This is a genomic window from Virgibacillus natechei, from assembly GCF_026013645.1.
In the GTDB taxonomy this organism is placed as follows: Bacteria; Bacillota; Bacilli; order Bacillales; family Amphibacillaceae; genus Virgibacillus_L; species Virgibacillus_L natechei.
In genome coordinates this window covers 1,720,851-1,745,507 of sequence record NZ_CP110224.1, presented here as the reverse complement: position 1 = coordinate 1,745,507, position 24,657 = coordinate 1,720,851, and the positions used below count along the sequence as shown (strand labels likewise).

The window sequence follows — 24,657 nt, the reverse complement described above, 5'->3', positions numbered from 1 at the left end:
GTTAAGCACCCCCGAACAATTGCATAAGCCCCTGCATCACTTCAAACATTGTCTCGAATAAATTCCTTACAAGGCCTATATAAAGGCTAAGGAAAAATAAAATAACGACGAAGCTCACAAATATTTTCAAAGGCAAACCAACTACAAACACGTTTAACTGTGGTACTGTCCTAGCAATAATACCTAAGGCAACATCAACTAAAAACAAACAACCAACGATTGGTATAGCCATTTGAAATGCAATTAGAAACATTTGATTAAACGTATTAATTACAAAATAAGCGATAGATCCATCGTGAAACGGTATAAAGGCATCAATTGGAATTAAATTATAACTATAAAAGATACCATCTATTAATAAATGATGACCATTAACCGATAATAGAAACAGCAGTGTAAATATATAGAGATACTGACCTGTAATAGGAACTTGCGCTCCTGTTTGCGGATCCATCACATTTGCAATAGCGAAACCCATCTGAAAGTCGATGAAACCACCGGCAACCTGAACAGCTGATAGAATTAAAAAAGCGATAAACCCTATTAAAAGTCCAACAAGGGCTTCTTTAACAAGTAATAAAAGATACATATAATCAACAGTCACAGCGGAGGCATCAACTGTATAAAACATAATAAAAGCGAGAAAAAAACTAAATCCAATTGTAAATGGCGCTGGAATTGTCTGATATGAAAACAACGGTAATGTAACAAAAAACGCCGCTATTCGAACAAAAATAAGTAAAAATATAGGGATACTATTGATATCAATTATTTCCAGCATAAGTTATCCTACAAACCGGTTTAAGTTTTCAAATACATCTACAGTAAACTCTATCATTGTCGTAAGCATCCAGGGGCCAAAGAAAACCAGACCAAGAAAAACAGCTACTATTTTAGGAATAAAGGCCAGTGTTTGTTCCTGGATTTGAGTTGTAGCTTGAAAAACACTAACTAAGAGCCCGACTGTTAATGCTAAGATAAGCAATGGACCAGTAACCATTAAAATTGTATAAATGCCTCTTTCTGCTAATGTTAAAACAAATTCACTAGTCAAGTTAAAAAGCCCCCCTCTCCTTTAGAACAACTCCGTTTATCATCGATTAATTAGTAAAATCACATTAAAAGCCGCCCAATAATGAATGCGTAATGAGATACCATCCATCTACTAGGACAAATAATAGAATCTTAAATGGTAGTGAAATCATTACTGGTGGCAGCATCATCATCCCCATCGACATTAAGACACTGGCTACTGCCATATCAATAATTAAAAATGGAACAAAAATCATAAAGCCCATCTGAAAAGCCGTTTTCAATTCACTGATGGCAAATGCTGGTACGAGTGTCGTTAATGGAATATCCTGTACCGTTTCAGGAGCATCCATTTCTGCGTAATTCACAAATAATGCCAAATCTTTTTGTCTAGTATGACCCGCCATAAAATCTTTCATTGGAATACTAGCACGTTCATAAGCCTCATCCAATGTAATATCCTCTTCAAAAAGTGGCTGCAAGGCTTCGTCATATACCTGACTAAACGTCGGGGCCATAATAAAGAAGGTTAAAAATAATGCAATTCCTATTAAAACCTGATTAGGAGGCATTTGTTGAGTTGCGAGTGATGTCCGAACGAAAGAAAGAACAATTATAATTCTAGTAAAACTAGTCATTAAGATTAAAATACTCGGCGCCAATGATAAGACGGTTAATAATAATAGCAATTGAACAGATGTTGTAACAGATGCAGGATCAGAACTGGAAAACATATCTATGAATTCATTCATATGGCTTATCTTCTTTCTGTTTATTCTGCTTGATTATATTTTTTCTATTTTGTTTAAGTTTCTCCAGTTCAATTGAAAACTGGTTTTTAAATTCGTTTTTTCGGTTCATTGTACGCTTTCCTCTATCTGAATTTGGTTGTAAAAATGATGATAAAATTTTACTTGTGGTAAATTCACTTTCTTCATTTGTCTCTCTATGTAATAACTCACTTTTAATTTCTTCATCGGTAATCTCATGCAGCATTTCTACATTTTCACCAACACCTATAAGATGAACCTTTGATCCTATTCGAACAATTTGAATCGATTTATTCTGACCAACTGATATACCACCCAAATTTTCTAAAGATCTTACTTGATTGAATAATTTATTCCGCTTGCTTAAAAATTTAAGTAATAAATAAATAAGTGCAAGGACTAATAATAAAGCAAAAAACATTTTCACCAATTCAAATAACGGCAAACTACCTTCAGAACCTGCTACCGATTCATCTTCATCTTGATTTTGAACTTGTGATTCTTCATCTTGAACTTCATCCATTTCTGGCTCCTCTGGTACCTCATTCAACTCTTCACAATCACTATTACCGTTAAGACAATCCAATACATTTGTACTTGCTTCAACATGAACTGAAAAAACACTACTGGTGAGAAGGATTGTCACACAGATACTAAAGAATAATTTTTTAGTCAACATAATCACTCGTTTCTTAACGTAAGACCTTTTGTATTGCTTCTATAACCCGTTCTGCTTCAAATGGCTTAACAATAAAATCCTTTGCCCCGGCTTGAATGGCATCAATTACCATTGCTTGCTGTCCCATGGCAGAGCACATAATCACCTTTGCCTCTTGGTTTAATTCTTGGATTTTTTTTAATGCTTCTACACCATCCATTTCAGGCATCGTAATATCCATTGTAACGAGATCTGGTGATAACTCTTTATATTTCTCAACAGCTTCAGCACCGTCCTGTGCTTCCCCAATTACATTGTATCCACTCTTCGTTAGAATATCTTTTATCATCATTCGCATGAATGCTGCATCATCAACAATTAAGATACGCTGAGACATTGATTAATCCTCCTTCGTTTAATCTTATTTAAGTTTCATCAATCGATCGGTCTGACTTATTATATCCGATACTCGTACACCAAAGTTCTCATCAATTACAACGACTTCACCTTTAGCAACCAATTTCTCATTCACCATAATATCTACAGGTTCCCCTGCCAACTTATCAAGCTCAATTATAGATCCAGGCGCTAAATCCAATATATCTTTTATTGACCGTTTCGTGCGTCCTAGTTCAACGGTAACCTTTAATGGTACATCCAAAAGCATATCCAAATTTCGCTGTTCATTTTTATTCAGTTCAACCGGATTAAAACTTGAGAACGTTGCATGCTGAATGTCTGCATTGCTTTGATCCATTGAATTTCCTAAATATTGCGGGTTTGTATTAAATCCATTTGTTGTATTATTGGTTGGTTCTTCGGTTGTTTTTTTCATTTGTGCTTTGGGTTGGCTCTGTTTTTCTATTGGTTCCTTCGCTACTGCAGCTTCATCAACTACTTCTTTATTCATTAATTGTTCCACTAATTGCTTTGCAAACGGAAATGGTATCAGTTGCATGATAATGGAATCTATTAAGTTACCAATCTTTAATTGAAAAGAGACCTTGACATAAGCATCTTCATCAAATATAGGCTTGGAGTTTGACTCACTAGTGATAGATGGTGGTGTTATATCTACTTTTTTATTAAAAACACTAGACATACTTGTAGCAGCTGCACCCATCATTTGATTCATGGCTTCCTGTACAGCACTTAGATGAATTTCAGTTAAATCCTCTTCTGGTGATGTACCATCACCACCTAACATAATATCCGAAATAATTGCTGCAGCTTCTGCCTGCATAACAAATACATTATTTCCGATAAAACCCTCTGTATAGTTAACCGAAATATTTATAGCTTCAGCATTAAATTCCTGTTCTAAATCCGATTGTTGGATAATAGAAACGGAAGGGGTTGTAATTTCAACCTTTTGATTTAGCAACGAAGAAAGCGTAGTTGCAGAGTTCCCAAATGAGATATTACCTATTTCACCAAGTGTGTCTTCTTCTATGGTTGATAAATAATCGATCTCATTCACATCGTTATCTGAACTTACTTTTAATAGAGCGTCAATTTCGTCTTGAGAAAGCATTCCGTCATTCATCATTTTCATTCCCCCCAATTTGTTCCAATACTTGCACTGACATTTTATTTTTATAGTTACCTGGCTGCACATAAAACTTAGCTTCGTTATTTATTGCCATTGTAAGCGGATGATCAATTGATTGATTTAAGGATATTACATCACCTTTATTCAAATTTAAAAATTCTTGAATATTGATATCTGTTTCTCCTAAAAATGCTTTTCCTTCTATTTGAACATCCTGTATATTTTTGGATATTTTTTCATATGCATCCGAGTCTTTATTATTCGTCGTAGCTTGCATCCAATAATGAACAGATAGTTTGGAAATGATAGGTTCCAAAATATTATGTGGAATGCAAATATTTATCATCCCACTTGTTTCTCCAATTGTTGTATGCAGTGAAACCACAACAACCGTTTCATTTGGGGATACCATTTGTAAAAACTGCGGATTCATCTCAAACTCCTCAAGTACAGGATCAAGTTCCACAATAGAAGACCATGCCTCTTGGAGATTGACTACAGCTTTTTCGAATAATTGTGATATTAGTATCGTTTCAATTTCTGTAAATTTTTCAACCTTATTCTCGCTACTTCCTTTTCCGCCAAGTACACGATCAAGCATTGCATAGGCAATGTTTGGATTCACTTCCATAATTAACCTTCCATCTAGGGGTGCAACACTATAAATATTTAACACCGTTACCTGAGGAATTGATCTAATAAATTCTTCGTAAGGGATTTGATCTACTGAAGCAACTGAAATATTAATGTAGGTTCTTAATTGCGATGAAAAAAAAGTAGTCAACAACCGTGCATAATTTTCATGGATTCTGGATACACTTCGAATCTGATCCTTTGAATATCGCAGTGCTCGTTTGAAATCATAAACACGTACCTTCTTTTCCTGCTCTTCTTTCTGCAATTCTTCTGCATCCATTTCACCTGATGTAATCGCAGATAAAAGAGAATCAATTTCATTTTGTGAAAGAATTTCATCTGTCAAAAATACTCACCTCCATAGTGGAGTAGTTTCATAAATTATATTTTTATTGCATAATTTTATTTATTGTATAAACATCTGTAATATTTCCTTCCGACATTACCTCATTTAACCTTGATTTAACAATATCCTCCAGCTCAGATAAGTCGGACTTGAAGTCTTCTTCATCCATTGTTGCCAACTCTTTTATTAATATATTTTTTAACTGAAAGTCTCGCTTGCCTATTTCTTCTCTTGCTGCATCACTATCTGTTAATAACTTAAATTGTATGCGCACAAAATTGCCGCTCTGAAGGTCAGTTGTTATTTCTGGAGAGTCATAAGAATGTTCGACAATGTCATCAATAGACTCAGCTTGTCCTTCATTATTTTCATCTGTAACATTCAGTAATACTACCGCTGTAAGAGCAGCGCCTATCACTAACGTTAAGAGCGAAGTTACGATCGTTCTGACCAATCTATTCACTTCCTTTATCTACTTCATTTAACACTTTCTGTATACCTATTTTTCGATAATAAGAGTTAACTAACTCAATGACTTCCGATTCAGGATTTTGCACGATAATCTTCTTGCCATTTGTTAATGTAATCATCGTATCAGGAAAGGATTGAATTTGTTCAATCATAATAGCATTAAGTGTAAATGGTTCTGCGTTCAATCGTCTTAATTGAATCATAATAATGGCGGGAGTACGCTTAATAAAAGAGCACTCCCTCCCTCCTTATTATCGTTTTAGGTTAACAAGCTCTTGCAGGATTTCATCAGATGTTGTAATAATTCTAGTATTGGCCTGGAATGCACGTTGTGCGGTAATCATTTCTGTGAATTCCTCTGCAAGGTCAACATTGGACATTTCCAACGTTCCGCTGACGAGAGAACCGGTTCCAGCTGTCTCGGGTGGAACTAAATCATTATATCCAGCATTTGGTGAATCCAGGAATAGATTATTTCCGGCTTTTTCAAGTCCAGCCGGGTTTGAAAAGTTTGCAAGCACTATTTGGCCTGCTTCTTGTGTTCCTCCCTCTGCATCTACATAGTTAACGATGCCATTTGATTGAATGCTGAAACTTTGAGCTTCATCTGGTATCGTTAAACGAATTATGTCCCCTTCTGTGACGTTACCATCTTGAGCAGCACTCTCAACAGTTGCTTCACCGGTTAAGTAATATCCATCAGGATTTATAATATCTCCTTCATCATCCAAGTAGAAATTCCCAGCACGTGTATAATAAGGAGCTCCATCACCTTGCGCTTCACCTTCTTCAACTTGAAACATCCCATCACCTTCAATGGCTAAATCCAATGGGTTTTCAGTTGTTTCCAAGAATCCCTGTGTTTGTATATTATCAATTGTTCCCTGTTTTGACCCGAGTCCTACTTGATTTGGGTTCACGCCACCACGTGTATCTGTTGGACCTTGAGCACCTGAAGTGGTTTGGCTCATCATATCTTGAAATGTCACACGACCTTTTTTAAAACCAGATGTATTCACATTGGCAATGTTATTACCAATAACATCCAATTTTGTTTGTGACCCTTGCATTCCTGAAATACCTGCATACATTGAACGTAACATTTTATTATCCCCTTTTTGGTTTTAGTAATAAGCTGTATCAATCAGTCAACAACTTGTATAAGCCTCCCAATCGGGTCCAGCTTAGTCATTTATTAAAATCGTTCCATTAATATTTGTGAAAATTTTACTTGTCGCTTCTTCGCGGTCCATTGCTGTGACAACGGTATTATTTTTCGTACTAACTAATAATGCTGCCTCGTTCGTAAGTACCAACGAATCTGTTACACCTTTACCCTTTGCTTCACCCATTTTTTCTGTAATTGCACTCCATTGCGTATCATTAAGTTGGATATTCCGTTCATCCATACGCTGTTTTGCATGCTTACTGACCTTTAAATTTTGTTGCTCAGATAAAACGTCACGAAATGGTGTACCTGATGACTGTTTTACATCTTGCTTTTTCATTGCCGGAATTTGTACGTTATGATGTTGCTGTAACTGGTGAATAGGATGATCCATGTTATTCACTTCCTTCAGGGCTTGGACCTGTTACGTCCGTGGCACTATCCCCGTCTTCTATGTTTGGATGATTTATTTGTAACACAGCATCTGCATAGATTTTCTCACCATTTTCTAATTCTAATACAGCGTATCCCTCATGCTGACTAACCGCGACCACATTACTAGTTTCAATATCTAGTGCTGCTCCAGTTTCTTGTTCATAAGCTTGATACGAAATCTCTTTATCTATCATATGACTATTTTGAATTACTGGAGATACCGTTTGATTTTGGACAAGTTGATCAATAGAATTTGCCATATTCATTGTTTGTTCCAATGAAGAGAATTCGGCCATTTGCGATATGAATTGCGAATCGTCCATTGGATCTGTAGGGTCTTGATTTTGCAATTGCGTCATTAGTATTTGTAAAAATTGATCTTTTCCAAGTTCTGGGCTTGGTGTTCTTGATGTTGATTGGTTATGCAAGTATAAATTCGGATCAATCGTTGTCATTACATGCACCTACACTTTCTCATTTAATAATTCCTGGAATTGTGTTTCAAAATCATCTTCCAAGTCTTTCTCATCATTGCCCTGGTCCTGATAGTGAGAATTATTTTGGTCTTTCAATTGTTCTTCTTTCTCTTCCTTATCCTTCTGCAAATCCTGTTCTTGTTGAGCAGTCAATTCCTGTTTTTCAATAACAACTTGTTGTGGTGAAAAAATATTTCTCAATTGTCCCATGTTTGATTCAAGCATTTCTTTTGATGCTTGAGATGTAACAAGAATTTTTACTGTCATTTCCCCATTCACTTGTGTTAGCCGAACCATCATTTCACCTAAATTTTCAGGTCGCATTGTAATGGATAATTGATTTGTTCCATTCGGCATAGTTGAAAATTTACTCGCTTGCATTATTTTTTGAAATTGTTCGATGAATTGCTTCTCAGCAGACTGAGAACCTTGCGTTTGATTCAGATAGATAGCGTGTTGTTCCAATCTCGTAATTGGCATGTTAGTCACATTCGGTTGCCCAGCTAATCTCTCAGCAGGCGCCTGGTTATCCAATGCGTTGCCAATCCATTTCGTTATATCTGAACTTGTAACTTTAGCATCACTATTATAGTGTTGTTTTGCTGCTAATTGATCTCTTTTTTGAAAAGATTGTACGAGTTCTCTCCAGATTCCCTGTTCTTTCGTTCCTTCTTTATTATTCATCGTTGATAAAATATTTGACTCGCTATTACCTGACTTCTTTTGCATGGAAGTCCATTGTTGTAGCAAGTCTAGTATTTTGGGTGCTGCTCTTTTAATATCCTGCTTCGTTTCAATCTGGGATAAAAGTGTTTCAACCTTTGCAATAATTCCACCCAACTCTTTCTGAATAGCAGATGTATCTATCAAGGCTTCTTCAGATATTGTTGGTAGTATACCTGACTCGAAAAATTGCTCTAAGCTCACCACCCCATTATCAGAGTCATTTATCATGTTGAATAATTTATCTGTCACCTCGGATGGTAAACGATCCAAATTAATCCACTTACTCGCAATTCCTTCTTCAGTAATGGTTATACCTTCCAAGTTATCAGAATCCATTAACATGTTATTTAATAGTTCTTTTATCTCTGTTGACACGCTATCCAAATTCAACCACTTAGCCCCCATTTCATCTTCAGAAATGGCTTTATCTCCAAATTTATCAGAATCCATTAACATATTGTACAAGTGTTCTTTCATTTCTGTTGGGGTGTTATCCAGATTCATCACTTCATTATCAGAACTAGAATCTTTCATTTTTGTAATGTGTGGTTCTGTTGCTTGTTCGCCATCTAATAGCATTTGAAATAATGAGGAATTACCTTCTTCTCCACTAGTCTGCTTTAAATTACCTGACGAAGGCAAAGACAATTGCCCTTGTTGAAAAAGCATACCTATCGCATTCAGTTTTCTCACCCCCTTTCAAGTGAATCATTTTATTCATCACTACTAATCAATAATTGTGTTAAAGTTGCTGCCGTTTCGGGGTCCATCGCCTCTAAGATCTCACCACGTACCTCATCTGATACTTCTTCTAAAATAGCAACAGCCGTCTCGTTTTCCAGGTTTTCAATAATTAATGCTGCTTGCTCATTGTCCATATCCTTAAATGAACCAGCAGCTGCGTCCTCTGGATTTTCATCATTGTTTTCCAACCTAAGTATTTCCTGCGCCATTTGTTCATTTTCGAACTCAAGTCCATCTATCTCTTGATATAATTCCTGTATTTCTGCCTCTTTACTTTCTATTTCAGCCTGAACTTGCTCCTCTTCAAGCTGAAGACTCTCCTCTTCCGCTGTTGTAATAAAAGTAGACACAACTGGAATATTACTCCCTTTTTCCTTTGTCCAATCCATTACATTTACGCCTGCAGCAGAAAATATAATGATCACCACTATAATGAGTACAACGATTGGAATCACAATGGCAAAAAGAAATCGCAGAAATGGATTCATTTTCTTTTTTGTTTTTGGTTGCTTTACCATTAGCTTCACCTGTTTTTATATCGTAAGTATTGTTGAATGGATACTTCATCCATCGAAGCTTTTTCCCGCTTTATTTCCATTTCTTCCTCTGACTTTTTTCGGGTGTCTATTATTTTCTCGAATTTCTTCACTTCAACGTAAGCATCACTTAACTTCATTTGCTTGGACTCCATATCAGCTCTAGCAATTTGTACTTGTTGCTGTAAATTCATAATTTGATTATTTAATAGTTCAATAAAAGCGACCTGTTCTTTAATAATCTCAACAGACGACGTAGCACTTAAACAATCATCATAGGAATCCTCCGCATTTTCTTTTCTTTTCAGTAATGTATATAGTCGTGTAGCTATTCCTTCAAAGAAATCCATTGATTGATGATATGCTTGTTTTGCTTCTTTCTTTTCATTCTCTCGAATATGTAATAGTTTAGATAATGTAGCTGTTTCAGCCATTATTTCACACCCCCATTAAGCAGGTCTTTCATCAATTCAATCGATTCATCAAGTGTTCGATATTCAAAAACATCCTGCCTTAAAAAGGCTTGTATTTTTGGATAATGGGAAATTGCGTTGTCTATTTCTTTATCAGTACCACGCTTATATGCACCAATATTAATCAACTCACTGTTTTCTTCATATGTAGCCATAAAAGTTCGTATTTGTTGTGCAAAATCTTGATGCTTGTTATCCACTACTTTATTCATTACTCGGCTAATCGATTTCAAGATATTGATAGCAGGGAATTGCCCCCGTTCTGCTAGTTTACGATCCATCACAAAATGGCCGTCTAAAATACCCCGAACCGTATCTGCTATTGGCTCATTCATATCATCACCATCGACTAGAACTGTATAAAATGCTGTGATGCTTCCATGTTCATTCGTACCCGTTCGTTCCAATAGTTTTGGCAACGTTGCAAATACAGAAGGTGTATACCCTTTTGTTGTTGGTGGTTCACCTGTTGCAAGTCCTACTTCACGCTGGGCCATTGCAACCCTCGTTACCGAATCCATCATTAAATTTACCTGATAACCTAAATCACGAAAGTATTCACTAATCGCTGTAGCGGTATAAGCACCTTTTATACGCATTAAAGCTGGTTGATCAGAAGTGGCGACAACAACAATTGATTTTTTTAGTCCTTCTTCCCCGAGGTCATTTTCAATGAATTCCCTCACTTCACGTCCTCTTTCTCCAATTAACGCAATAATATTAATATCAGCATTACTATTACGAGCAATCATTCCAAGCAATGTACTTTTCCCAACACCACTACCTGCAAAAATTCCAATTCGTTGTCCTTTACCGACTGTAAGCATAGAATCGACTGCCTTCACACCAACTTGTAAGGGCTCAGAAATAGGTGGACGCAACATCGGATTAGGAGGCGATTGCTCCGTTAAACGGCTAGATAATCCTTTTGGTAATAATGAATTGTCAAGATTCATACCTAGTGAGTCCACAACTTTACCGATTAACCCACGTCCTACTTTGACCGTTAATGCTTTTCCAGTCGATTCGACTAAACACCCTGACCCGATTTCGGCTACTTCTGCATATGGCATAAGAATCAGCTTTTCATTATGAAAACCAACAACCTCCGAAAGTATTGGATCTTTATTTTTTGTTGAAGCATGAATATAACAGACTTCTCCAATATTCGCTTCCGGCCCTTGTGATTCAATCATTAGCCCAACCACACGCAAAACCTTACCATAACGCTTGTATGTATCTGTTTGATCAATTGCAGAAAAGTAATCCAATGTATTCATTATTTATTCTCCGTTGCTATTTCATATAAAACTTTACGTATCTGCTGTAGCTGTGTATCAGTACCAGCATCAATTTGACCAAATGGATGTTCGATTACACACCCATTCTCTTTAACCGATTCATCCACATAAATAGACAAGTTTGTTTCACTTTCCAAAATAAGCTCTAATTCATCTTTTTGCTGTATAACATACTCATAGTTATTAGGATGTAAATAAATAGTGATTACAGATTGATCTTTCAATTCTTTAATTGCAGCTTTCACGATCGACAAAAAGGACCTTGGATCTTCCGTAAGCTTCTGTTTCATAATCGTGTCCGCTATATGTATTGCTAGACCAAGAATTGCTTCATCACTTTTTTCAATTGTGGAATGAAAATCTTTAATAGCTTCCTCCATTATCGAATTGGCCTTATCGATTAAATGCTGATAATTTAGAATCCCCTCTTCTTTTCCTTGCGAGAAACCTGCATTATACCCTTCTTCTTTCGCCGCTTCGATAAATTGTTTCTTTTCGTTTTTCCAATTCTGTCTTGCGTTTTCAATTTCTGATTTTGTATCAGCTATATGCTGTTTCTTCTGTTGTTCTATTTTTTGCAGTTCATCTCTAGCATTTTGAATTTCATCTTTCACCTTACTGTCCTCAACCTCTAAATCTAACGTTTGATTTGGCGCTTTTTTCGTAACCTCGATTGGTTTAAGCTCAATAACCTTGCTTTGGCGATTCTGCGTATGACTAGACAATAATATCGTCTCCTCCGCCACGGGCAATAATAATTTCACCAATCTCTTCAAGTCTGCGTATCACGCTAACAATCCTCGTTTGTGCATCTTCTACATCTCGTAGCCGAACTGGTCCCATGTACTCCATCTCTTCCATAAAGGTATCAGCCATTCTTTGTGACATATTTTTAAAGACAACATCCTTCACTTCATCACTAGAAACTTTAAGTGACAATTGTAGGTCTTCATTTTCTACTTCTCTTATGACGCGCTGGATTGCACGACTGTCCAATACAACTATATCTTCAAAAACAAACATACGTTTCTTTATTTCCTCAGCAAGCTTAGGATCTTGTATTTCTAAGGAATCCAAAATCGTTCGCTCCGTACTTCGGTCTACACCATTCAACACTTCGACTACAGCTTGAATACCACCAGTTTGTGTATAATCTTCTGTTAAAGAAGATGATATATTTCGTTCCAAAACCTGTTCCACCTGAGCAATGATCTCTGGCGACGTAGAGTCCATTGTTGCAATACGCTTTGCAATATCTGCTTGCATTTCCTGAGGCAATTCGGATAATATTTGGCCAGACTGCTCCGCATCAAGATAAGATAAGACTAAAGCTATGGTTTGAGGGTGTTCACTTTGGATAAAATTTAATACTTGCTTTGGGTCGGCCTTTCTCGCAAAATCAAAAGGTCTAACTTGTAATGATGAGGTAAGGCGATTGATAATACCCGATGCTTCCTCTGTTCCAAATGCTTTTTCTAATACTGTTTTGGCATAGCCAATACCACCTTGGGAAATAAAGTCTTGAGCAACAGCGATTTGATGAAACTGTTCCAGTACATCTTCTTTCATGTGGGAGTCAACCTTTTTTACAGAAGATATCTCTAAACTTAATTTCTCAATTTCATCTTCTGATAAATGTTTATACACCTGCGCTGATATATCTGGACCTAAGGAGATTAAAAGAATCGCTGCTTTTTGTTTTCCTGATAATGTTTGTTTTGCCATCGTTCATTCCCCCTAATCGTCCCCGATCCAACTTCTTAAAAGCTTCGCAAAATCTTCTGGTTTATCTCTTGCTATTTTTTCCAGTTCTTTTCTTCGTGTAACTGATTCTGAGTCCTGTTGTTGTTCTTCTATTTCTGGTACCTCTTCCATAATTTCAGTTGTATAATCTTCTTCTACAAATTCTTCCTCATCTTCGTTGCGATTACGGAATAATAGGAAAGCTAATAAAATAATGATTGCCAATAAAATAGCACCTGTTATATAAAGCCATGTTGGAATAATTGGTGTTGTCGTTTCAGGCGTTGCTGTAGTCCCACTAAACTCCTGAAATACAATAGAAAAATTATCTTCTGGAACAACCTCACCAAACTCTTCACTCATTGAAGTACCAATAACAGAATCTAATATGGAAGATATTCCTGCTTCAACCGTTGTTTCCTCTTGTTGGGTTAAATATTGAATATCATCTCCATCCGAATCCGTTACGCTATCAACAGCAACTTGAACCCCTAAATCCCTAACTTTATAAGGACTTTCTACAATGTCTCTGCGGATACGGTTATATTCATTGTTGATTGTTTCTCTATCTAATTCGTATTCCCCGTCGTCACCTTCTATCTCTTGCATAGTAGGAATATCATCTTCCCCAGTTCCAGTCACATCACCTGCACCAGTTCCACCAACACCAGGGTTCCCGGAATATGATTCCTGGATGGATTCAATACTGACAGGAACGCCTTCCATATTCTCAATGTCTACAGGCTCAATGAGCTCCTCAGTCCGATTTTCCTGTGTGAAATCTATATCTGCTGTTACAGAAACAATTACATTATCTGCACCAACCATCGTACCAAGCATTTGCTGTAACCTTCTTTGAATATCTCGTTCCACATCCTGCTTGACAGTCTGTTGGTATGAATGCGAATCCTGGTTTCCTTGAGCAGTTTGTGAATCACGATCAAAATACTCAAAATGCTGATTCATAATAACCACATTGTCATCTGGTAAATTTGGAATAGCACTGGATACCAGGTGGTAGAGAGACTCGATTTGGTTTCCTTCAAATTGATACCCTGGTTGTGTATTTAACACGATTGAAGCGCTGGATTCTTGTGTTGTTTCACTTGCAAACACTGGATCTTCAGGCATGTCAATCATCACTTCAGCACTTTCAATTCCATCAATACCTTGCATTAGATTACCTAGCTCTGTTTGCATTGCATCAAGCTTCATAATGTCAAATTCATTATCTGTGATCCCCCAGGAGGTGTTTTCACTAAAAAAAGAATAGTCAATATTTCCGCTGTTTGGTATTCCTTGACCTGCAAGATCTACCATTAAGGTATCTACTTGTGGCTCCGGTACAGTAATTGTCGTACCACCATCCTCTATTTCATAAGGAATACCCCTAGCATCTAATTCTTCACTTATTTGTCCCGATTCCTGTAAAGTTAAATTATTATACAACGGGACGAAATTAGAACTTGATGTAACGAGTGCTATAGCTGCGATTAGCATGATGATAATTAGTGCTGAACCTATAAAGACGCCTTTTTGGCTTTTTGATCTGCTTGTCCAAGCAGTTGCCGCTGTATCTTTCCACTTCATCATTTTTTCTTTCATATATTCCCCCACCAAAGCGCCAAAAAAATAACAATTATTTCTGGTTAATTGCAAACATGTACTAAATCAACTGTTATACCATTTCTACTCCATGTATATCGAACATGGTAAATTAGACTTGCATACGCATAATTTCGTTATAAGCATCTATAGCCTTACCTTGAACCTGTACAGTTGTTTCCAATGTAAGACTAGCTTTTTGAGCAGTAATCATCACATCATGCAAATCATCTATATTACCTTGTGCCAGTGCTTCTGTCTTTTCATCAGACGCAATTTGTGCTTCATTCACTCCATCAATTGCTGATTTTAGTGTATTAGCAAAATTATTCTGGGCATCTCCAGGTGAAATTGTATTTGCAGATTCAGGTAATGATGTTTGTTGTTGTATATTATTTATTGATAGACTATCCATTTTCATACTCCTTGCTGTGGATTATTTCCCTATTTCCAATGCCTTCATTAACATACCTTTGCTAGCATTTAAAGAGGTTACATTTGCTTCATAGGACCTGGTCGTACTCATTAGATCAACCATTTCCTTTAATGGGTCTACATTCGGTAGTTCAACATAACCATCATCATTTGCATCTGGATGATTCGGGTTATATTCCATTTTAAAAGGATCTTCATCTTCAACAATATTCGTCACTTCTACACCTGAAGCCGATTCTGTCCCTTGTGCTTTATGTAAAAAAGATCGAAAACTTTTATCTTGCGGCGCCATTTCTACCATTTTTCTACGATAAGGTTCATATTCTCCGTTTTCATTCACTGTTGCTCGCGTTGTTTCTGCATTTGCTACATTGGAAGATACAACGTCCATGCGAAGACGCTGAGCTGTTAAAGCACTTGCACTATTATTCATTGCATGGAATATTGACATCGATTAGCTTCCTCCTCTAATAACGGTTTGAAGACTACCAAACTTACCGTTAATACGATCTGTTAATGCTTGATAGTAGATTTGGTTTTTAGCCAATTCAGCCATTTCTTTATCAACATCTACATTATTTCCATTATGGTTATACCTTGTATTATTTTTCGTTATTATTTCATGTGAGGACTCTGAATCCTGATTAAATGGTAGGTGTTTAGAATTTGTACGATTCGCTTCTAACGATTGTGATGAGGCATTGTCTAATACATCTTTGAAAACTATGTCTTTAGCCTTATAATTAGGTGTGTCGATATTTGAAACATTGCTTGATATTACTTTGTTTTTTGCTGAAGCAAAATCAAGTGAATTCTCCAGCGTACTAATTGCCCCATTAAACAAGTTCATCTAATTTCCTCCTTTTCCCATTTTAAACCAACAGTCATAAACGCAAATGGCATACGAATATATTTTAAGCTATATACGGTATAAAGTCTACCATTTTTCGACATTTTTTGTAATATCAAGCTTTTTATAGTTATAAATATCCAGGAAAAATTACATACATAATTTTTCCCTTATAATAAATCGTACTATAATTTCTAGTTGCTATTTGCATGCTATATTGAAATAATAAAGTAAATAAAATCTATTTTAGGTTTAAAGTAAACAGTATTTGATTGGATAAAAAGGATCGCGTCATGTGCGTCCACCGGTTAGGGTCGCGACGTCCTGTGGGTCGAAAGTCTGATCCAGCGTAGCTCTTTGAGTAGCGACTTATCGCGTGTTGTGGTAGCTTTTGCGTTGGCTATTGATATGGGCGGTTTCAGTAGAAGTCCCCCTTCGATGTGTCATTTTTACCGGACTTTTTAAACATCCTCTAAAAAGACATAAAAAAAGGCTAGATTGCTCTAGCCTTTTTTTTATTTCGAACGAAGCTTTTCAAGTTCTACTAGGAATTTATCATTCAATACTTTAATAAATGTTCCTTTCATTCCTAGTGAGCGTGATTCAATAACTCCCGCACTTTCAAGTTTTCTTAATGCATTTACAATAACAGACCTTGTAATACCTACTCTATCGGCTATTTTACTTGCTACAAGTAAACCTTCTTTTCCATCTAATTCTTCAAAAATATGATCAATTGCTTCTAGTTCACTGTATGACAATGAGCTTATAGCCATTTGTACAACAGCTTTGCTGCGGGCTTCTATTTCGATTTCTTCTGTTTTTTCCTGTAGTATTTCCATACCTACAACGGTTGCCCCGTATTCTCCTAGTAGCAAATCATCATCGTTGAAGCTGTCGGTTACTCTTCCTAATATTAGTGTTCCGAGACGATCGCCGCCACCAATAATAGGTACTATCGTTGTTAAACCGCTTTTAAATAACTCTCGATTTTCAACTGGGAATACAGTAAGTGGGTGATCAATATCAAGATTCGCTGTTGTTTCACGAATACCGAATAATCCTTCTGTATATTCTTCCGGAAATTGCCTTTCTTCTAGCATAGTTTTCATACGTTCGTTCTCAATCTCTTGATTAATAGCAAAACCTAACAGTTTTCCTCTTCTACTCAAAATGAACACATTACCTCTGATAACATCCGTTAGGGTTGCAGACATATCATTGAAATTGACTGACTTCCCAGTTGATTTTTGTAACATTGCATTAATTTTTCTTGCGCGATTTAATAGTTCCATAATAATCCTCCGTTTTAATATTTTTCATTTTATAGTATAAATTGACTTAAATCTTTATTCTTCACTATTGTACTTAGTTTTTCATCAACGTAAGTAGGGGTAATCTCCACTTTTTCCATATTGATATCTGTTGCTTCATAGGACAGATCTTCCAAGAGTTTCTCCAAAATCGTATGGAGTCTTCTTGCACCAATGTTATCCGTATCCTGATTCACTTCATGCGCTACTTCAGCAATCCTTGTTATAGCTTCGTCTGTAAAAATAACATTTATACCTTCTGTATTTAATAAAGCCTGATATTGCTTTAACAATGCATTTGACGGCTCATTTAAGATTCGTTTAAAATCTTCAACAGTTAGTTTTTCGAGTTCAACTCGTATTGGGAATCTACCTTGTAGCTCAGGTATTAAATCGGAAGGCTTTGCCATGTGGAATGCTCCAGCGGCTATGAAAAGCATATGATCTGTTTTTACCGGGCCATGCTTCGTAACAACTGTTGAACCTTCAACAATAGGTAGAATATCTCGTTGGACGCCTTCTCTAGATACATTCGCCGAATTCTCCTGTTTTACAGCGACTTTATCTATTTCGTCAATAAACAGTATTCCAGATTGTTCTGCTCGTTGAATAGCTTCTTGACCGGCCTCATCCATATCTACTAATTTGCCCGCTTCCTGGTTTGTTAAAATCTTTCTCGCTTCAGAAACAGGTAAATTTCTTGTCTTTTTCTTTTTCGGCATAAACTGCCCAAAGGCATCCTGCATGTTCATCCCCATTTGTTCCATTCCCGAACCTTGCATCATATCAAACATTGAAGGCGGCTGTTCTTCTAGTTCAACCGTAACCATGGTATCTTCCAGTTCACCTAAAGCAAGCTTATGTTCAGTGCGTTTTCGTTTATTTCTTATTTCTTCATCTTTTTCTTCTTCTTTATCACTATCATCGTCATCATCTGCTTGACCAGGAAAAAGCATTTCAAATGGATTTTTTATATTGTCCTGCTTTTTTTTAGTTTGAGGGACTAGCAATTTGACAAGTATTTTATTAGCTTCGACTTCAGCTTTTCCCATTACTTCATTCATTTTTTCTTCTTTAACCATTCGCAGTGACATTTCTACAAGATCACGGACCATAGACTCAACATCGCGCCCAACATATCCGACCTCCGTGTACTTTGTCGCTTCTACTTTTATAAAAGGGGCACCGACTAGCTTTGCTAACCTTCTTGCTATTTCTGTTTTACCTACCCCTGTAGGTCCAATCATTAAAATATTTTTAGGGACAATTTCATCTTTTATAGAATCATCAAGCCACATTCGTCGATAGCGGTTACGCAATGCAACAGCTACAGATTTTTTGGCACTTTGTTGCCCTATTATATACTTGTCCAGTTGACCCACGATTTGCTTTGGAGTGTAATCTATTCCCATACTTCAAATAGCCTCCTTCTTATTCGAGCACCTCTAAAGTTATATGATCATTTGTATATATGCATATTTCTCCAGCAACCTCTAGTGCTGTTAGCGCTATTTCTTTTGCAGACAATTGCTCTGAATGTTTGATTAACGCTCTCCCTGCACTAAGTGCATAGTTCCCACCTGAACCAATAGCTAACAATCCATCATCAGGTTCAATGACTTCTCCAGTTCCTGACACCAATAACATTTTTTCCTTATTCATCACAATCAGCATTGCTTCCAGTTTACGTAACACCTTATCACTACGCCATTCCTTTGCTAGATCAACTGAAGCTCGCGATAAGTTTCCATCAAAAGCTTCCAATTTTTCTTCAAATTTTTCAAATAATGTAAAAGCATCTGCAACAGAGCCTGCAAACCCTGCTAGCACTTTTCCGTGAAATAATGTACGTACTTTTTTGGCTTTATGTTTCATAACTACCGCATTACCTAAGGTAACTTGACCATCACCACTCATTGCACATTGACCATTATGTCTAACAGCAAAAATAGTTGTGGCATGCATCTCATTTGCCAATTTTCATCACCTCTTACTTTCTTCTGCTTATGGATCATTGGCTCGTGGATGACTGTTCATATACACGTCACGTAGATGATCTTTCGTTACATGTGTATATATTTGTGTAGAGGTTAAACTCTCATGACCTAGTAATTCTTGTACTGTACGTAGATCAGCGCCTTCATTCAGCATATGTGTAGCGAATGTATGACGTAATTTATGCGGATGAACATGAATAGTTAAGGCTGCTTTTTCGACCATTTTATTTAAAATGAGCCGCATACCTCTAGTCGTTAATGGGGATCCTCGAGCATTTAAAAAGATAGAACCAGATTCCACTTTGGCTTTTTCCAATAAGTTATTCCTACCCTCATCTATGTAAGCTCGTAAGGCTCTTTCTGCAAAACTCCCAAACGGAATGTAACGTTCTTTTCTTCCTTTCCCTTTAACGAACACCGTTCCAATTGAAAAATCAATATCACTCAACGAAAGCCCTTGACACTCGCTAACCCTCATACCTGTAGCATAAAGTGTTTCTAATAGAGCTTGATTACGTTGACCGACAGGATCGTTTAAATCACTTACATCGAAAAGTTTTTCTAGCTCTTCCATATAGAGGAATCCAGGTATTGGCTTACTGGTTTTTGGTAACGAAATATGCATAATTGGATTTGATGCAACATGATCTTCTCGCTCCAAAAACTTATAAAAGCTCCTCAAGGTCGAAATCTTCCGCGATACTGACCTTCTGCTTAACTGTTTATCATAGAGCAATGTCAAATACAATCGCACGACTCGTTGGTCAACTTCGCTCAAGTCATTTATACCCTCTTTTGCTAAGAAGTCAAAGAATGTTTCCAGATCTTTCAGATAATATTTCACAGTATATGGAGAAACATTTTTTTCTATTTGTAAATACTCAACAAAAGCCTCGCAATCATTCGTAAACTGATGCATACCTTCACCCCAAAGCACAGCAAATAAATCATATCATACAAAATAATCAAGTGCAATTAATTTAACTAAATTGCACTAAAATTCTGAATTGGCTTCACTTTAATTATGCACACTGATTCAATTTGTCATTAAAAGATGACGTAAATAATAGAGTCTTCAAAATTGGGTCGGATGCTGTAAAGTAATTATCCTTAGCACTGAATAATTATAACTTTTTCAAATAAGATAGTCAACAAACAACAATTCAATTAATTTAAAAAAGTTGATACTGTGAAAACTTTGTGAATAAAAATAGGCTAGTTACTTGTATTGCCAACTTTTTAATGAATTATTCCTAGTTCTTTTATTTTTGATTTTGTTTTTTCTGTACCTAATTCATATAATTTTCGATAGATCATTATCAAATGATGCTGATATTCTTCTCTCTTGTCATCTGCTCCCCATTCATCAAATGGTTTTCCTATATATTCCGCAGCATCTTTTCCATCTTTACTTTTCTTCATAAATAGCTCTCTTAGTTCCTCGAGCTGGTTTTGGTTTGCAGTAATTTCATATTCAATATCATTATCCGGAATCGATATCTCACGAATTTCTTCAGTATCTACTGTTACATAATAATATTTCTGTCTTTCCATGTTAATACCTCCTTCTTAAAGGCGGTACCCTCTGTCAAAATTGTAAAACATAGGCTCTTTTCGTAAGTATTGGGACTGCGCTTACTCGTCCTAATCTTTTAGGAAACAGTCAAAACATAAGAACAAAAGCGCAAGCACCCGTTTAGCAACGTATAACTGCGCTCAGCGCATCGCGGGTGGTTCAACGTTGCCACGCAAAGTGGCGATTTTAGTTGAACTTCTACTGCCGCAATGAGATGAGATGAACTTGACTTATCGCCAGTAGTGGCGAAAATCAAAGTGAATCTTATGCTTGGAAAGCGAAAAAGAAACATACCCCTTCATAGGGGTATGCCGACGCCTGAGCGTAAGCCTGGTTTTAGACGGCCTTCTTTAAGCCTAGGGAGTCGGTGCCGGCTTTCACCACAAGGGTATAAGTGCGACTTTACTTCTGCCTGCGCCTGCCGGCTTGGCAATCAGTAAGTCTTCTTTTCACCCACAGGGTATAAGTGCGACTTTACTTCTGCCTGCGCCTGCCGGCTTGGCAATCAGTAAGTCTTCTTTATCGTAGTGGAGGAGTGTGAAGTTTGACAGTTGCTGAGCGCTGGAGCTGGACCTGGCTATTCCAGTATATAAGTTATCCACAGCATTTAAATTCTATAGTTTGCTATGTAAAAATAAAGCTGCTCATCGCAAGACGAGCAACTGGTTCTTTAATCTTGAGTTTTTTCTTTATAATCGCAATTGGTGCATTGAATTTGCGTTTGTTTCTTCGATTTCTTTTCAACTAGCAAAGACTCACATTTCGGACATGGTCTCGCTATAGGTTTATCCCATGATACAAAATCACATTCAGGAAAACGATCGCATCCATAAAAAGTTCTTCTTTTTTTGGACTTTCTCTCTACTACATTACCTTCTTCACATTTTGGACATTTAACCCCAATTTCTTTTAGAATTGGTTTTGTATTTCGACACTCTGGAAAGTTAGAACAAGCTAAAAACTTACCATAACGCCCCATTTTATAAACCATCTCATGCTCACAATTTTCACAAGTAATACCGGCAGGTTCATCTCTGATTTCAATTTTTTCCATTTCTTCTTCTGCTGTTTCCAACCGTTTGCTAAAGTCCTGGTAAAAATCATCTATGATTTTTACCCATTGTATTTGACCATCTTCAATGGAATCTAAATCACTTTCCATTTTTACTGTAAATTCAACATTAATAATTTCAGGGAAAAACTCTTCTACTAATTCGTGCACAATCGTACCAAGCTCTGTTGGTATAAATCGTTTGTTATCAATACTGGCATATCCTCTGCGCTGAATTGTATCCAACGTAGGAGCATAAGTAGATGGACGCCCAATTCCCAACTCCTCCATTGTACGTACCAGTCTAGCCTCAGTAAATCTTGGAGGTGGCTGTGTAAAATGTTGATTTGGTATAATTTCTTTCGCCTCAACTTCCATCCCTTCCTTTAAATCAGGTAAGAACTTATCTTCCTCTTTTTTACTATCATCCGTTCCTTCTATATATACCTTCATAAATCCTTTAAACTTAACTTTAGAACCGGTTGCGCGAAATTCCACATCATTATTTAATAAATGAACGGTCATGGTATCCATCACTGCCGGAGCCATTTGACTAGCTAAGAACCGTTCCCAAATGAGTTTGTATAAACGATACTGATCTCTGGAGAGGATCGGTTTTAACGATTTGGGATCTCTTAAAGTCGATGTTGGACGAACTGCTTCGTGTGCGTCCTGTGAACCCTCTTGTTGCTTGCTTTGTTTATTAGTTCCCAGGTATTCTTTACCATATTTATCTTCAATATACGTTTCCGCTTCTTCTTTAGCTGTATTGGATATTCGCGTAGAATCTGTACGCATATACGTAATTAAACCTGTGATCCCCCCAGCTTTTTTCCCTAAATCTATACCTTCATAAAGTTGTTGTGCTACCATCATTGTTTTCTTTGCGCGGAAGTTTAGCTTTCGAGCAGCCTCTTGTTGTATAGAAGATGTAATAAAAGGTTTAGCGGGATTTCGCTTTCGTTCACGCCTGTTAACTTTATCAACCGAAAATTTCTTCTCGTTTAGTGAGTTTATAACCTTTTTTACATCGTCTTCAGATTTTAATTCCTGTTTTTTTCCATTTAGACCATAGAAAGCGCCCTGAAAACTTTCTTCGTCCTTTTGAAAATGGCCTTCAATGGACCAGTATTCTTCCGGTTTAAAGTTTTCAATTTCTTTTTCACGATCCGTAATCATTTTTAATGCTACCGATTGTACACGGCCCGCACTTAATCCTTTTTTAACCTTTTTCCATAATAATGGACTGATATTATATCCAACTAATCGATCAAGAATTCGCCTGGCTTGTTGTGCATCGACTAAATCGGTATCAATTGTTCTCGGATTTTTAAATGATTCTTTAATTGCATCCTTTGTAATTTCATTGAAAACCACACGGCATTTTGAATTTTCATCTACATTTAGTGCGTGTGCTAAATGCCAAGCTATAGCCTCCCCTTCTCTATCAGGGTCGGCTGCAAGATAAACTTTTTTTGCTTTTTTGGCGGCTTTTCGTAGATCTTTTAATACATCACCTTTTCCGCGGATTGTAATGTATTTTGGTTTAAAATTATCTTCTGTATAAACACCCATTTGACTTTTCGGTAAGTCACGTACATGACCCATGGATGCCTTAACTTTATATTTTTTTCCTAAATAACGTTCAATTGTTTTCGCTTTTGCAGGTGATTCTACGATTACTAGATACTCTGACATTCAATTTCCTCCCAGAATGAGGTACAATAATTATTTTACAAATCTTCATTAATAGTAAATACATCATATAACTTTGTCAAATATACGTGACAAAGTTCTTGCCTTTAGCAAGCGTTTTCCTTCTTTTATAAATTATATAAATGCTTTCCAATAGTTTCCCAATCTTCCAGTATATCGCTTGAATCCATAACCAACTTTGCACCGTCTTGAATCATGCGATGGCAGCCCCGTGATTGAGGAATCAACGGTGAGCCTGGCAATGCGTATACTTCCCTTCCTTGGTCAAGTGCCTGATCCACTGTAATTAAGGTTCCACTTTTTTCAGTTGCTTCAATCACTAATGTTCCAAAACATAAGCCACTAATGAGCCTATTTCTTTCAGGGAAATGATGCTTTTTTGGGGGAGTGTCTGGAGGATATTCCGATATTACTAATCCATTTTCAGCTATATGATGAAATAAAGATGTGTTTTGTTTTGGATAAATATGATGGAATCCACCTCCCAATACGGCAATGGTTTTACCCTTCCCCCTTAAAGCAAACACATGGGCATAACGATCAACACCCTTAGCCATTCCACTTACGATTAACCAATCATTATCTAGTAAAGGTTTAACTACGTGGTTTATTTTTGCCATTGCTTCATTGGATGGATTTCTTGTCCCAATCACACTTAAAGCAGGTGTGTGACATAATAATGACGTATTGCCTAGAGCATACAAGACAATAGGCGGATCTTTTATTGTTTTTAACACACCTGGATAGTTCTCGTCAACTATAGTGATAATCGTATAGCTGTTATTATCTTTTTTTATTTGCTGGATTAAATGATTATTATGAAGGTCTTTATAAAATATTACTGCATTTTTCATGGGAAGGGAATATAGCTGACTAATCGTGCTGGAGGATATTAAATAAATTTGATTTAGTGTAGGATCATGGAGTAGAATTTTTCGCATTATTCTCCTAGTATTGCCTCTACATCTATGTACGTGAATTAAGCGATCGCGGAATGACTGCAATTCAACACTTCCTTATTCAATTTGTTAATAAGGGTCCAAGAGC

At 36.7% G+C, this 24,657-nt stretch carries 29 protein-coding genes; all 29 read right to left on the bottom strand.

The window, feature by feature from the left end; translation table 11 throughout:
• Nucleotide 1 precedes the first annotated feature (1 nt).
• The 29 genes from fliR to dprA all read right to left on the bottom strand — a co-directional run bounded on the left by fliR (nucleotide 2) and on the right by dprA (nucleotide 24,551).
• Nucleotides 2–781 (bottom strand): flagellar biosynthetic protein FliR, encoded by a 780-nt coding sequence (gene fliR, locus OLD84_RS09110; RefSeq protein ID WP_209461327.1) that lies wholly within the window; start codon nucleotides 779–781, stop codon nucleotides 2–4.
• 3 nt (nucleotides 782–784) lie between these two features.
• Nucleotides 785–1,054: a flagellar biosynthesis protein FliQ gene (fliQ, locus tag OLD84_RS09105; protein ID WP_209461328.1), complete on the bottom strand. Its 270-nt coding sequence runs from the start codon at nucleotides 1,052–1,054 to the stop codon at nucleotides 785–787.
• 64 nt (nucleotides 1,055–1,118) lie between these two features.
• Nucleotides 1,119–1,784 carry a flagellar type III secretion system pore protein FliP gene (gene fliP / locus OLD84_RS09100; RefSeq protein WP_209461329.1) on the bottom strand — a complete coding sequence of 222 codons (666 nt, stop codon included), beginning with the start codon at nucleotides 1,782–1,784 and terminating at the stop codon, nucleotides 1,119–1,121.
• On the bottom strand, nucleotides 1,777–2,388 hold the full coding sequence (locus tag OLD84_RS09095; protein ID WP_264917418.1) for a flagellar biosynthetic protein FliO: 612 nt from the start codon (nucleotides 2,386–2,388) through the stop codon (nucleotides 1,777–1,779). The genes fliP and OLD84_RS09095 overlap by 8 nt, the downstream gene beginning before the upstream one ends.
• Before the next feature lie 106 nt (nucleotides 2,389–2,494).
• Nucleotides 2,495–2,857: a response regulator gene (locus OLD84_RS09090; RefSeq protein WP_209461331.1), complete on the bottom strand. Its 363-nt coding sequence runs from the start codon at nucleotides 2,855–2,857 to the stop codon at nucleotides 2,495–2,497.
• A gap of 24 nt (nucleotides 2,858–2,881) precedes the next feature.
• Nucleotides 2,882–4,009 carry a flagellar motor switch phosphatase FliY gene (gene fliY / locus OLD84_RS09085; protein WP_209461332.1) on the bottom strand — a complete coding sequence of 376 codons (1,128 nt, stop codon included), beginning with the start codon at nucleotides 4,007–4,009 and terminating at the stop codon, nucleotides 2,882–2,884.
• Nucleotides 3,999–4,994: a flagellar motor switch protein FliM gene (gene fliM / locus OLD84_RS09080; protein WP_209461333.1), complete on the bottom strand. Its 996-nt coding sequence runs from the start codon at nucleotides 4,992–4,994 to the stop codon at nucleotides 3,999–4,001. Before fliM ends, fliY begins: the two co-directional genes overlap by 11 nt.
• Before the next feature lie 43 nt (nucleotides 4,995–5,037).
• Nucleotides 5,038–5,457: a flagellar basal body-associated protein FliL gene (fliL, locus tag OLD84_RS09075; protein ID WP_209461334.1), complete on the bottom strand. Its 420-nt coding sequence runs from the start codon at nucleotides 5,455–5,457 to the stop codon at nucleotides 5,038–5,040.
• Complete coding sequence (locus tag OLD84_RS09070) at nucleotides 5,450–5,668, bottom strand: flagellar FlbD family protein (RefSeq protein WP_209461335.1); 219 nt, start codon at nucleotides 5,666–5,668, stop codon at nucleotides 5,450–5,452. The genes fliL and OLD84_RS09070 overlap by 8 nt, the downstream gene beginning before the upstream one ends.
• 48 nt (nucleotides 5,669–5,716) lie before the next feature.
• Complete coding sequence (gene flgG / locus OLD84_RS09065; RefSeq protein ID WP_209461336.1) at nucleotides 5,717–6,568, bottom strand: flagellar basal body rod protein FlgG; 852 nt, start codon at nucleotides 6,566–6,568, stop codon at nucleotides 5,717–5,719.
• Between the two features lie 81 nt (nucleotides 6,569–6,649).
• Nucleotides 6,650–7,027: a TIGR02530 family flagellar biosynthesis protein gene (locus OLD84_RS09060; protein WP_209461337.1), complete on the bottom strand. Its 378-nt coding sequence runs from the start codon at nucleotides 7,025–7,027 to the stop codon at nucleotides 6,650–6,652.
• A 1-nt stretch (nucleotide 7,028) separates the two neighbouring features.
• A complete protein-coding gene (flgD, locus tag OLD84_RS09055) occupies nucleotides 7,029–7,523 on the bottom strand; it encodes a flagellar hook assembly protein FlgD (RefSeq protein WP_209461338.1) in 495 nt (164 codons plus the stop codon).
• Nucleotides 7,524–7,532: 9 nt separating this feature from the next.
• Nucleotides 7,533–8,963 (bottom strand): flagellar hook-length control protein FliK, encoded by a 1,431-nt coding sequence (locus OLD84_RS09050; RefSeq protein ID WP_209461339.1) that lies wholly within the window; start codon nucleotides 8,961–8,963, stop codon nucleotides 7,533–7,535.
• Nucleotides 8,964–8,983: 20 nt separating this feature from the next.
• Nucleotides 8,984–9,532 carry a MotE family protein gene (locus OLD84_RS09045; protein ID WP_209461340.1) on the bottom strand — a complete coding sequence of 183 codons (549 nt, stop codon included), beginning with the start codon at nucleotides 9,530–9,532 and terminating at the stop codon, nucleotides 8,984–8,986.
• Between the two features lie 5 nt (nucleotides 9,533–9,537).
• Nucleotides 9,538–9,984, bottom strand: a complete 447-nt coding sequence (fliJ, locus tag OLD84_RS09040) for a flagellar export protein FliJ (RefSeq protein WP_209461341.1) — start codon at nucleotides 9,982–9,984, stop codon at nucleotides 9,538–9,540.
• Complete coding sequence (fliI, locus tag OLD84_RS09035) at nucleotides 9,984–11,303, bottom strand: flagellar protein export ATPase FliI (RefSeq protein WP_209461342.1); 1,320 nt, start codon at nucleotides 11,301–11,303, stop codon at nucleotides 9,984–9,986. The genes fliJ and fliI overlap by 1 nt, the downstream gene beginning before the upstream one ends.
• The gene (fliH, locus tag OLD84_RS09030; RefSeq protein WP_209461343.1) at nucleotides 11,303–12,049 is read right to left on the bottom strand and encodes a flagellar assembly protein FliH; all 747 of its coding nucleotides are present in this window, start codon (nucleotides 12,047–12,049) and stop codon (nucleotides 11,303–11,305) included. The genes fliI and fliH overlap by 1 nt, the downstream gene beginning before the upstream one ends.
• Nucleotides 12,042–13,049: a flagellar motor switch protein FliG gene (fliG, locus tag OLD84_RS09025; protein WP_209461344.1), complete on the bottom strand. Its 1,008-nt coding sequence runs from the start codon at nucleotides 13,047–13,049 to the stop codon at nucleotides 12,042–12,044. Before fliG ends, fliH begins: the two co-directional genes overlap by 8 nt.
• 12 nt (nucleotides 13,050–13,061) lie before the next feature.
• On the bottom strand, nucleotides 13,062–14,672 hold the full coding sequence (gene fliF, locus OLD84_RS09020) for a flagellar basal-body MS-ring/collar protein FliF (protein WP_209461345.1): 1,611 nt from the start codon (nucleotides 14,670–14,672) through the stop codon (nucleotides 13,062–13,064).
• A 112-nt stretch (nucleotides 14,673–14,784) separates the two neighbouring features.
• Nucleotides 14,785–15,087 (bottom strand): flagellar hook-basal body complex protein FliE, encoded by a 303-nt coding sequence (gene fliE, locus OLD84_RS09015; protein WP_209461346.1) that lies wholly within the window; start codon nucleotides 15,085–15,087, stop codon nucleotides 14,785–14,787.
• A gap of 21 nt (nucleotides 15,088–15,108) precedes the next feature.
• The gene (flgC, locus tag OLD84_RS09010) at nucleotides 15,109–15,558 is read right to left on the bottom strand and encodes a flagellar basal body rod protein FlgC (protein ID WP_209461347.1); all 450 of its coding nucleotides are present in this window, start codon (nucleotides 15,556–15,558) and stop codon (nucleotides 15,109–15,111) included.
• A gap of 3 nt (nucleotides 15,559–15,561) precedes the next feature.
• The gene (flgB, locus tag OLD84_RS09005; RefSeq protein ID WP_209461348.1) at nucleotides 15,562–15,957 is read right to left on the bottom strand and encodes a flagellar basal body rod protein FlgB; all 396 of its coding nucleotides are present in this window, start codon (nucleotides 15,955–15,957) and stop codon (nucleotides 15,562–15,564) included.
• Nucleotides 15,958–16,472: 515 nt separating this feature from the next.
• Nucleotides 16,473–17,252 (bottom strand): GTP-sensing pleiotropic transcriptional regulator CodY, encoded by a 780-nt coding sequence (gene codY, locus OLD84_RS09000; RefSeq protein WP_209461349.1) that lies wholly within the window; start codon nucleotides 17,250–17,252, stop codon nucleotides 16,473–16,475.
• Between the two features lie 29 nt (nucleotides 17,253–17,281).
• Entirely contained in the window at nucleotides 17,282–18,682 is a 1,401-nt protein-coding gene (hslU, locus tag OLD84_RS08995) for an ATP-dependent protease ATPase subunit HslU (protein ID WP_209461350.1), read from the bottom strand.
• Between the two features lie 19 nt (nucleotides 18,683–18,701).
• Nucleotides 18,702–19,247, bottom strand: a complete 546-nt coding sequence (hslV, locus tag OLD84_RS08990; RefSeq protein ID WP_280953268.1) for an ATP-dependent protease subunit HslV — start codon at nucleotides 19,245–19,247, stop codon at nucleotides 18,702–18,704.
• 27 nt (nucleotides 19,248–19,274) lie between these two features.
• Nucleotides 19,275–20,186: a tyrosine recombinase XerC gene (xerC, locus tag OLD84_RS08985; protein WP_209461351.1), complete on the bottom strand. Its 912-nt coding sequence runs from the start codon at nucleotides 20,184–20,186 to the stop codon at nucleotides 19,275–19,277.
• A gap of 320 nt (nucleotides 20,187–20,506) precedes the next feature.
• Nucleotides 20,507–20,821: a hypothetical protein gene (locus OLD84_RS08980; RefSeq protein ID WP_209461352.1), complete on the bottom strand. Its 315-nt coding sequence runs from the start codon at nucleotides 20,819–20,821 to the stop codon at nucleotides 20,507–20,509.
• A gap of 692 nt (nucleotides 20,822–21,513) precedes the next feature.
• Nucleotides 21,514–23,592, bottom strand: a complete 2,079-nt coding sequence (topA, locus tag OLD84_RS08975) for a type I DNA topoisomerase (RefSeq protein ID WP_209461353.1) — start codon at nucleotides 23,590–23,592, stop codon at nucleotides 21,514–21,516.
• A 125-nt stretch (nucleotides 23,593–23,717) separates the two neighbouring features.
• Complete coding sequence (gene dprA, locus OLD84_RS08970; protein ID WP_319962193.1) at nucleotides 23,718–24,551, bottom strand: DNA-processing protein DprA; 834 nt, start codon at nucleotides 24,549–24,551, stop codon at nucleotides 23,718–23,720.
• Nucleotides 24,552–24,657 lie beyond the last annotated feature (106 nt).

Excerpts from the sequence above, each read along its gene's own strand:
- fliE (WP_209461346.1), bottom strand. The coding sequence starts at position 15,087 with ATGGATAGTCTATCAATAAATAATATACAACAACAAACATCATTACCT.
- OLD84_RS09060 (WP_209461337.1), bottom strand. The coding sequence starts at position 7,027 with ATGGATCATCCTATTCACCAGTTACAGCAACATCATAACGTACAAATT.
- fliP (WP_209461329.1), bottom strand. The coding sequence starts at position 1,784 with ATGAATGAATTCATAGATATGTTTTCCAGTTCTGATCCTGCATCTGTT.
- dprA (WP_319962193.1), bottom strand. The coding sequence starts at position 24,551 with ATGCGAAAAATTCTACTCCATGATCCTACACTAAATCAAATTTATTTA.
- OLD84_RS09090 (WP_209461331.1), bottom strand. The coding sequence starts at position 2,857 with ATGTCTCAGCGTATCTTAATTGTTGATGATGCAGCATTCATGCGAATG.
- flgD (WP_209461338.1), bottom strand. The coding sequence starts at position 7,523 with ATGACAACGATTGATCCGAATTTATACTTGCATAACCAATCAACATCA.
- fliR (WP_209461327.1), bottom strand. The coding sequence starts at position 781 with ATGCTGGAAATAATTGATATCAATAGTATCCCTATATTTTTACTTATT.
- OLD84_RS09045 (WP_209461340.1), bottom strand. The coding sequence starts at position 9,532 with ATGGTAAAGCAACCAAAAACAAAAAAGAAAATGAATCCATTTCTGCGA.
- fliY (WP_209461332.1), bottom strand. The coding sequence starts at position 4,009 with ATGATGAATGACGGAATGCTTTCTCAAGACGAAATTGACGCTCTATTA.
- xerC (WP_209461351.1), bottom strand. The coding sequence starts at position 20,186 with ATGCATCAGTTTACGAATGATTGCGAGGCTTTTGTTGAGTATTTACAA.
- fliJ (WP_209461341.1), bottom strand. The coding sequence starts at position 9,984 with ATGGCTGAAACAGCTACATTATCTAAACTATTACATATTCGAGAGAAT.
- OLD84_RS08980 (WP_209461352.1), bottom strand. The coding sequence starts at position 20,821 with ATGGAAAGACAGAAATATTATTATGTAACAGTAGATACTGAAGAAATT.
- fliI (WP_209461342.1), bottom strand. The coding sequence starts at position 11,303 with ATGAATACATTGGATTACTTTTCTGCAATTGATCAAACAGATACATAC.
- flgG (WP_209461336.1), bottom strand. The coding sequence starts at position 6,568 with ATGTTACGTTCAATGTATGCAGGTATTTCAGGAATGCAAGGGTCACAA.
- fliF (WP_209461345.1), bottom strand. The coding sequence starts at position 14,672 with ATGAAAGAAAAAATGATGAAGTGGAAAGATACAGCGGCAACTGCTTGG.
- topA (WP_209461353.1), bottom strand. The coding sequence starts at position 23,592 with ATGTCAGAGTATCTAGTAATCGTAGAATCACCTGCAAAAGCGAAAACA.
- OLD84_RS09070 (WP_209461335.1), bottom strand. The coding sequence starts at position 5,668 with ATGATTCAATTAAGACGATTGAACGCAGAACCATTTACACTTAATGCT.
- fliG (WP_209461344.1), bottom strand. The coding sequence starts at position 13,049 with ATGGCAAAACAAACATTATCAGGAAAACAAAAAGCAGCGATTCTTTTA.
- hslU (WP_209461350.1), bottom strand. The coding sequence starts at position 18,682 with ATGGGAATAGATTACACTCCAAAGCAAATCGTGGGTCAACTGGACAAG.
- codY (WP_209461349.1), bottom strand. The coding sequence starts at position 17,252 with ATGGAACTATTAAATCGCGCAAGAAAAATTAATGCAATGTTACAAAAA.
- flgB (WP_209461348.1), bottom strand. The coding sequence starts at position 15,957 with ATGAACTTGTTTAATGGGGCAATTAGTACGCTGGAGAATTCACTTGAT.
- flgC (WP_209461347.1), bottom strand. The coding sequence starts at position 15,558 with ATGTCAATATTCCATGCAATGAATAATAGTGCAAGTGCTTTAACAGCT.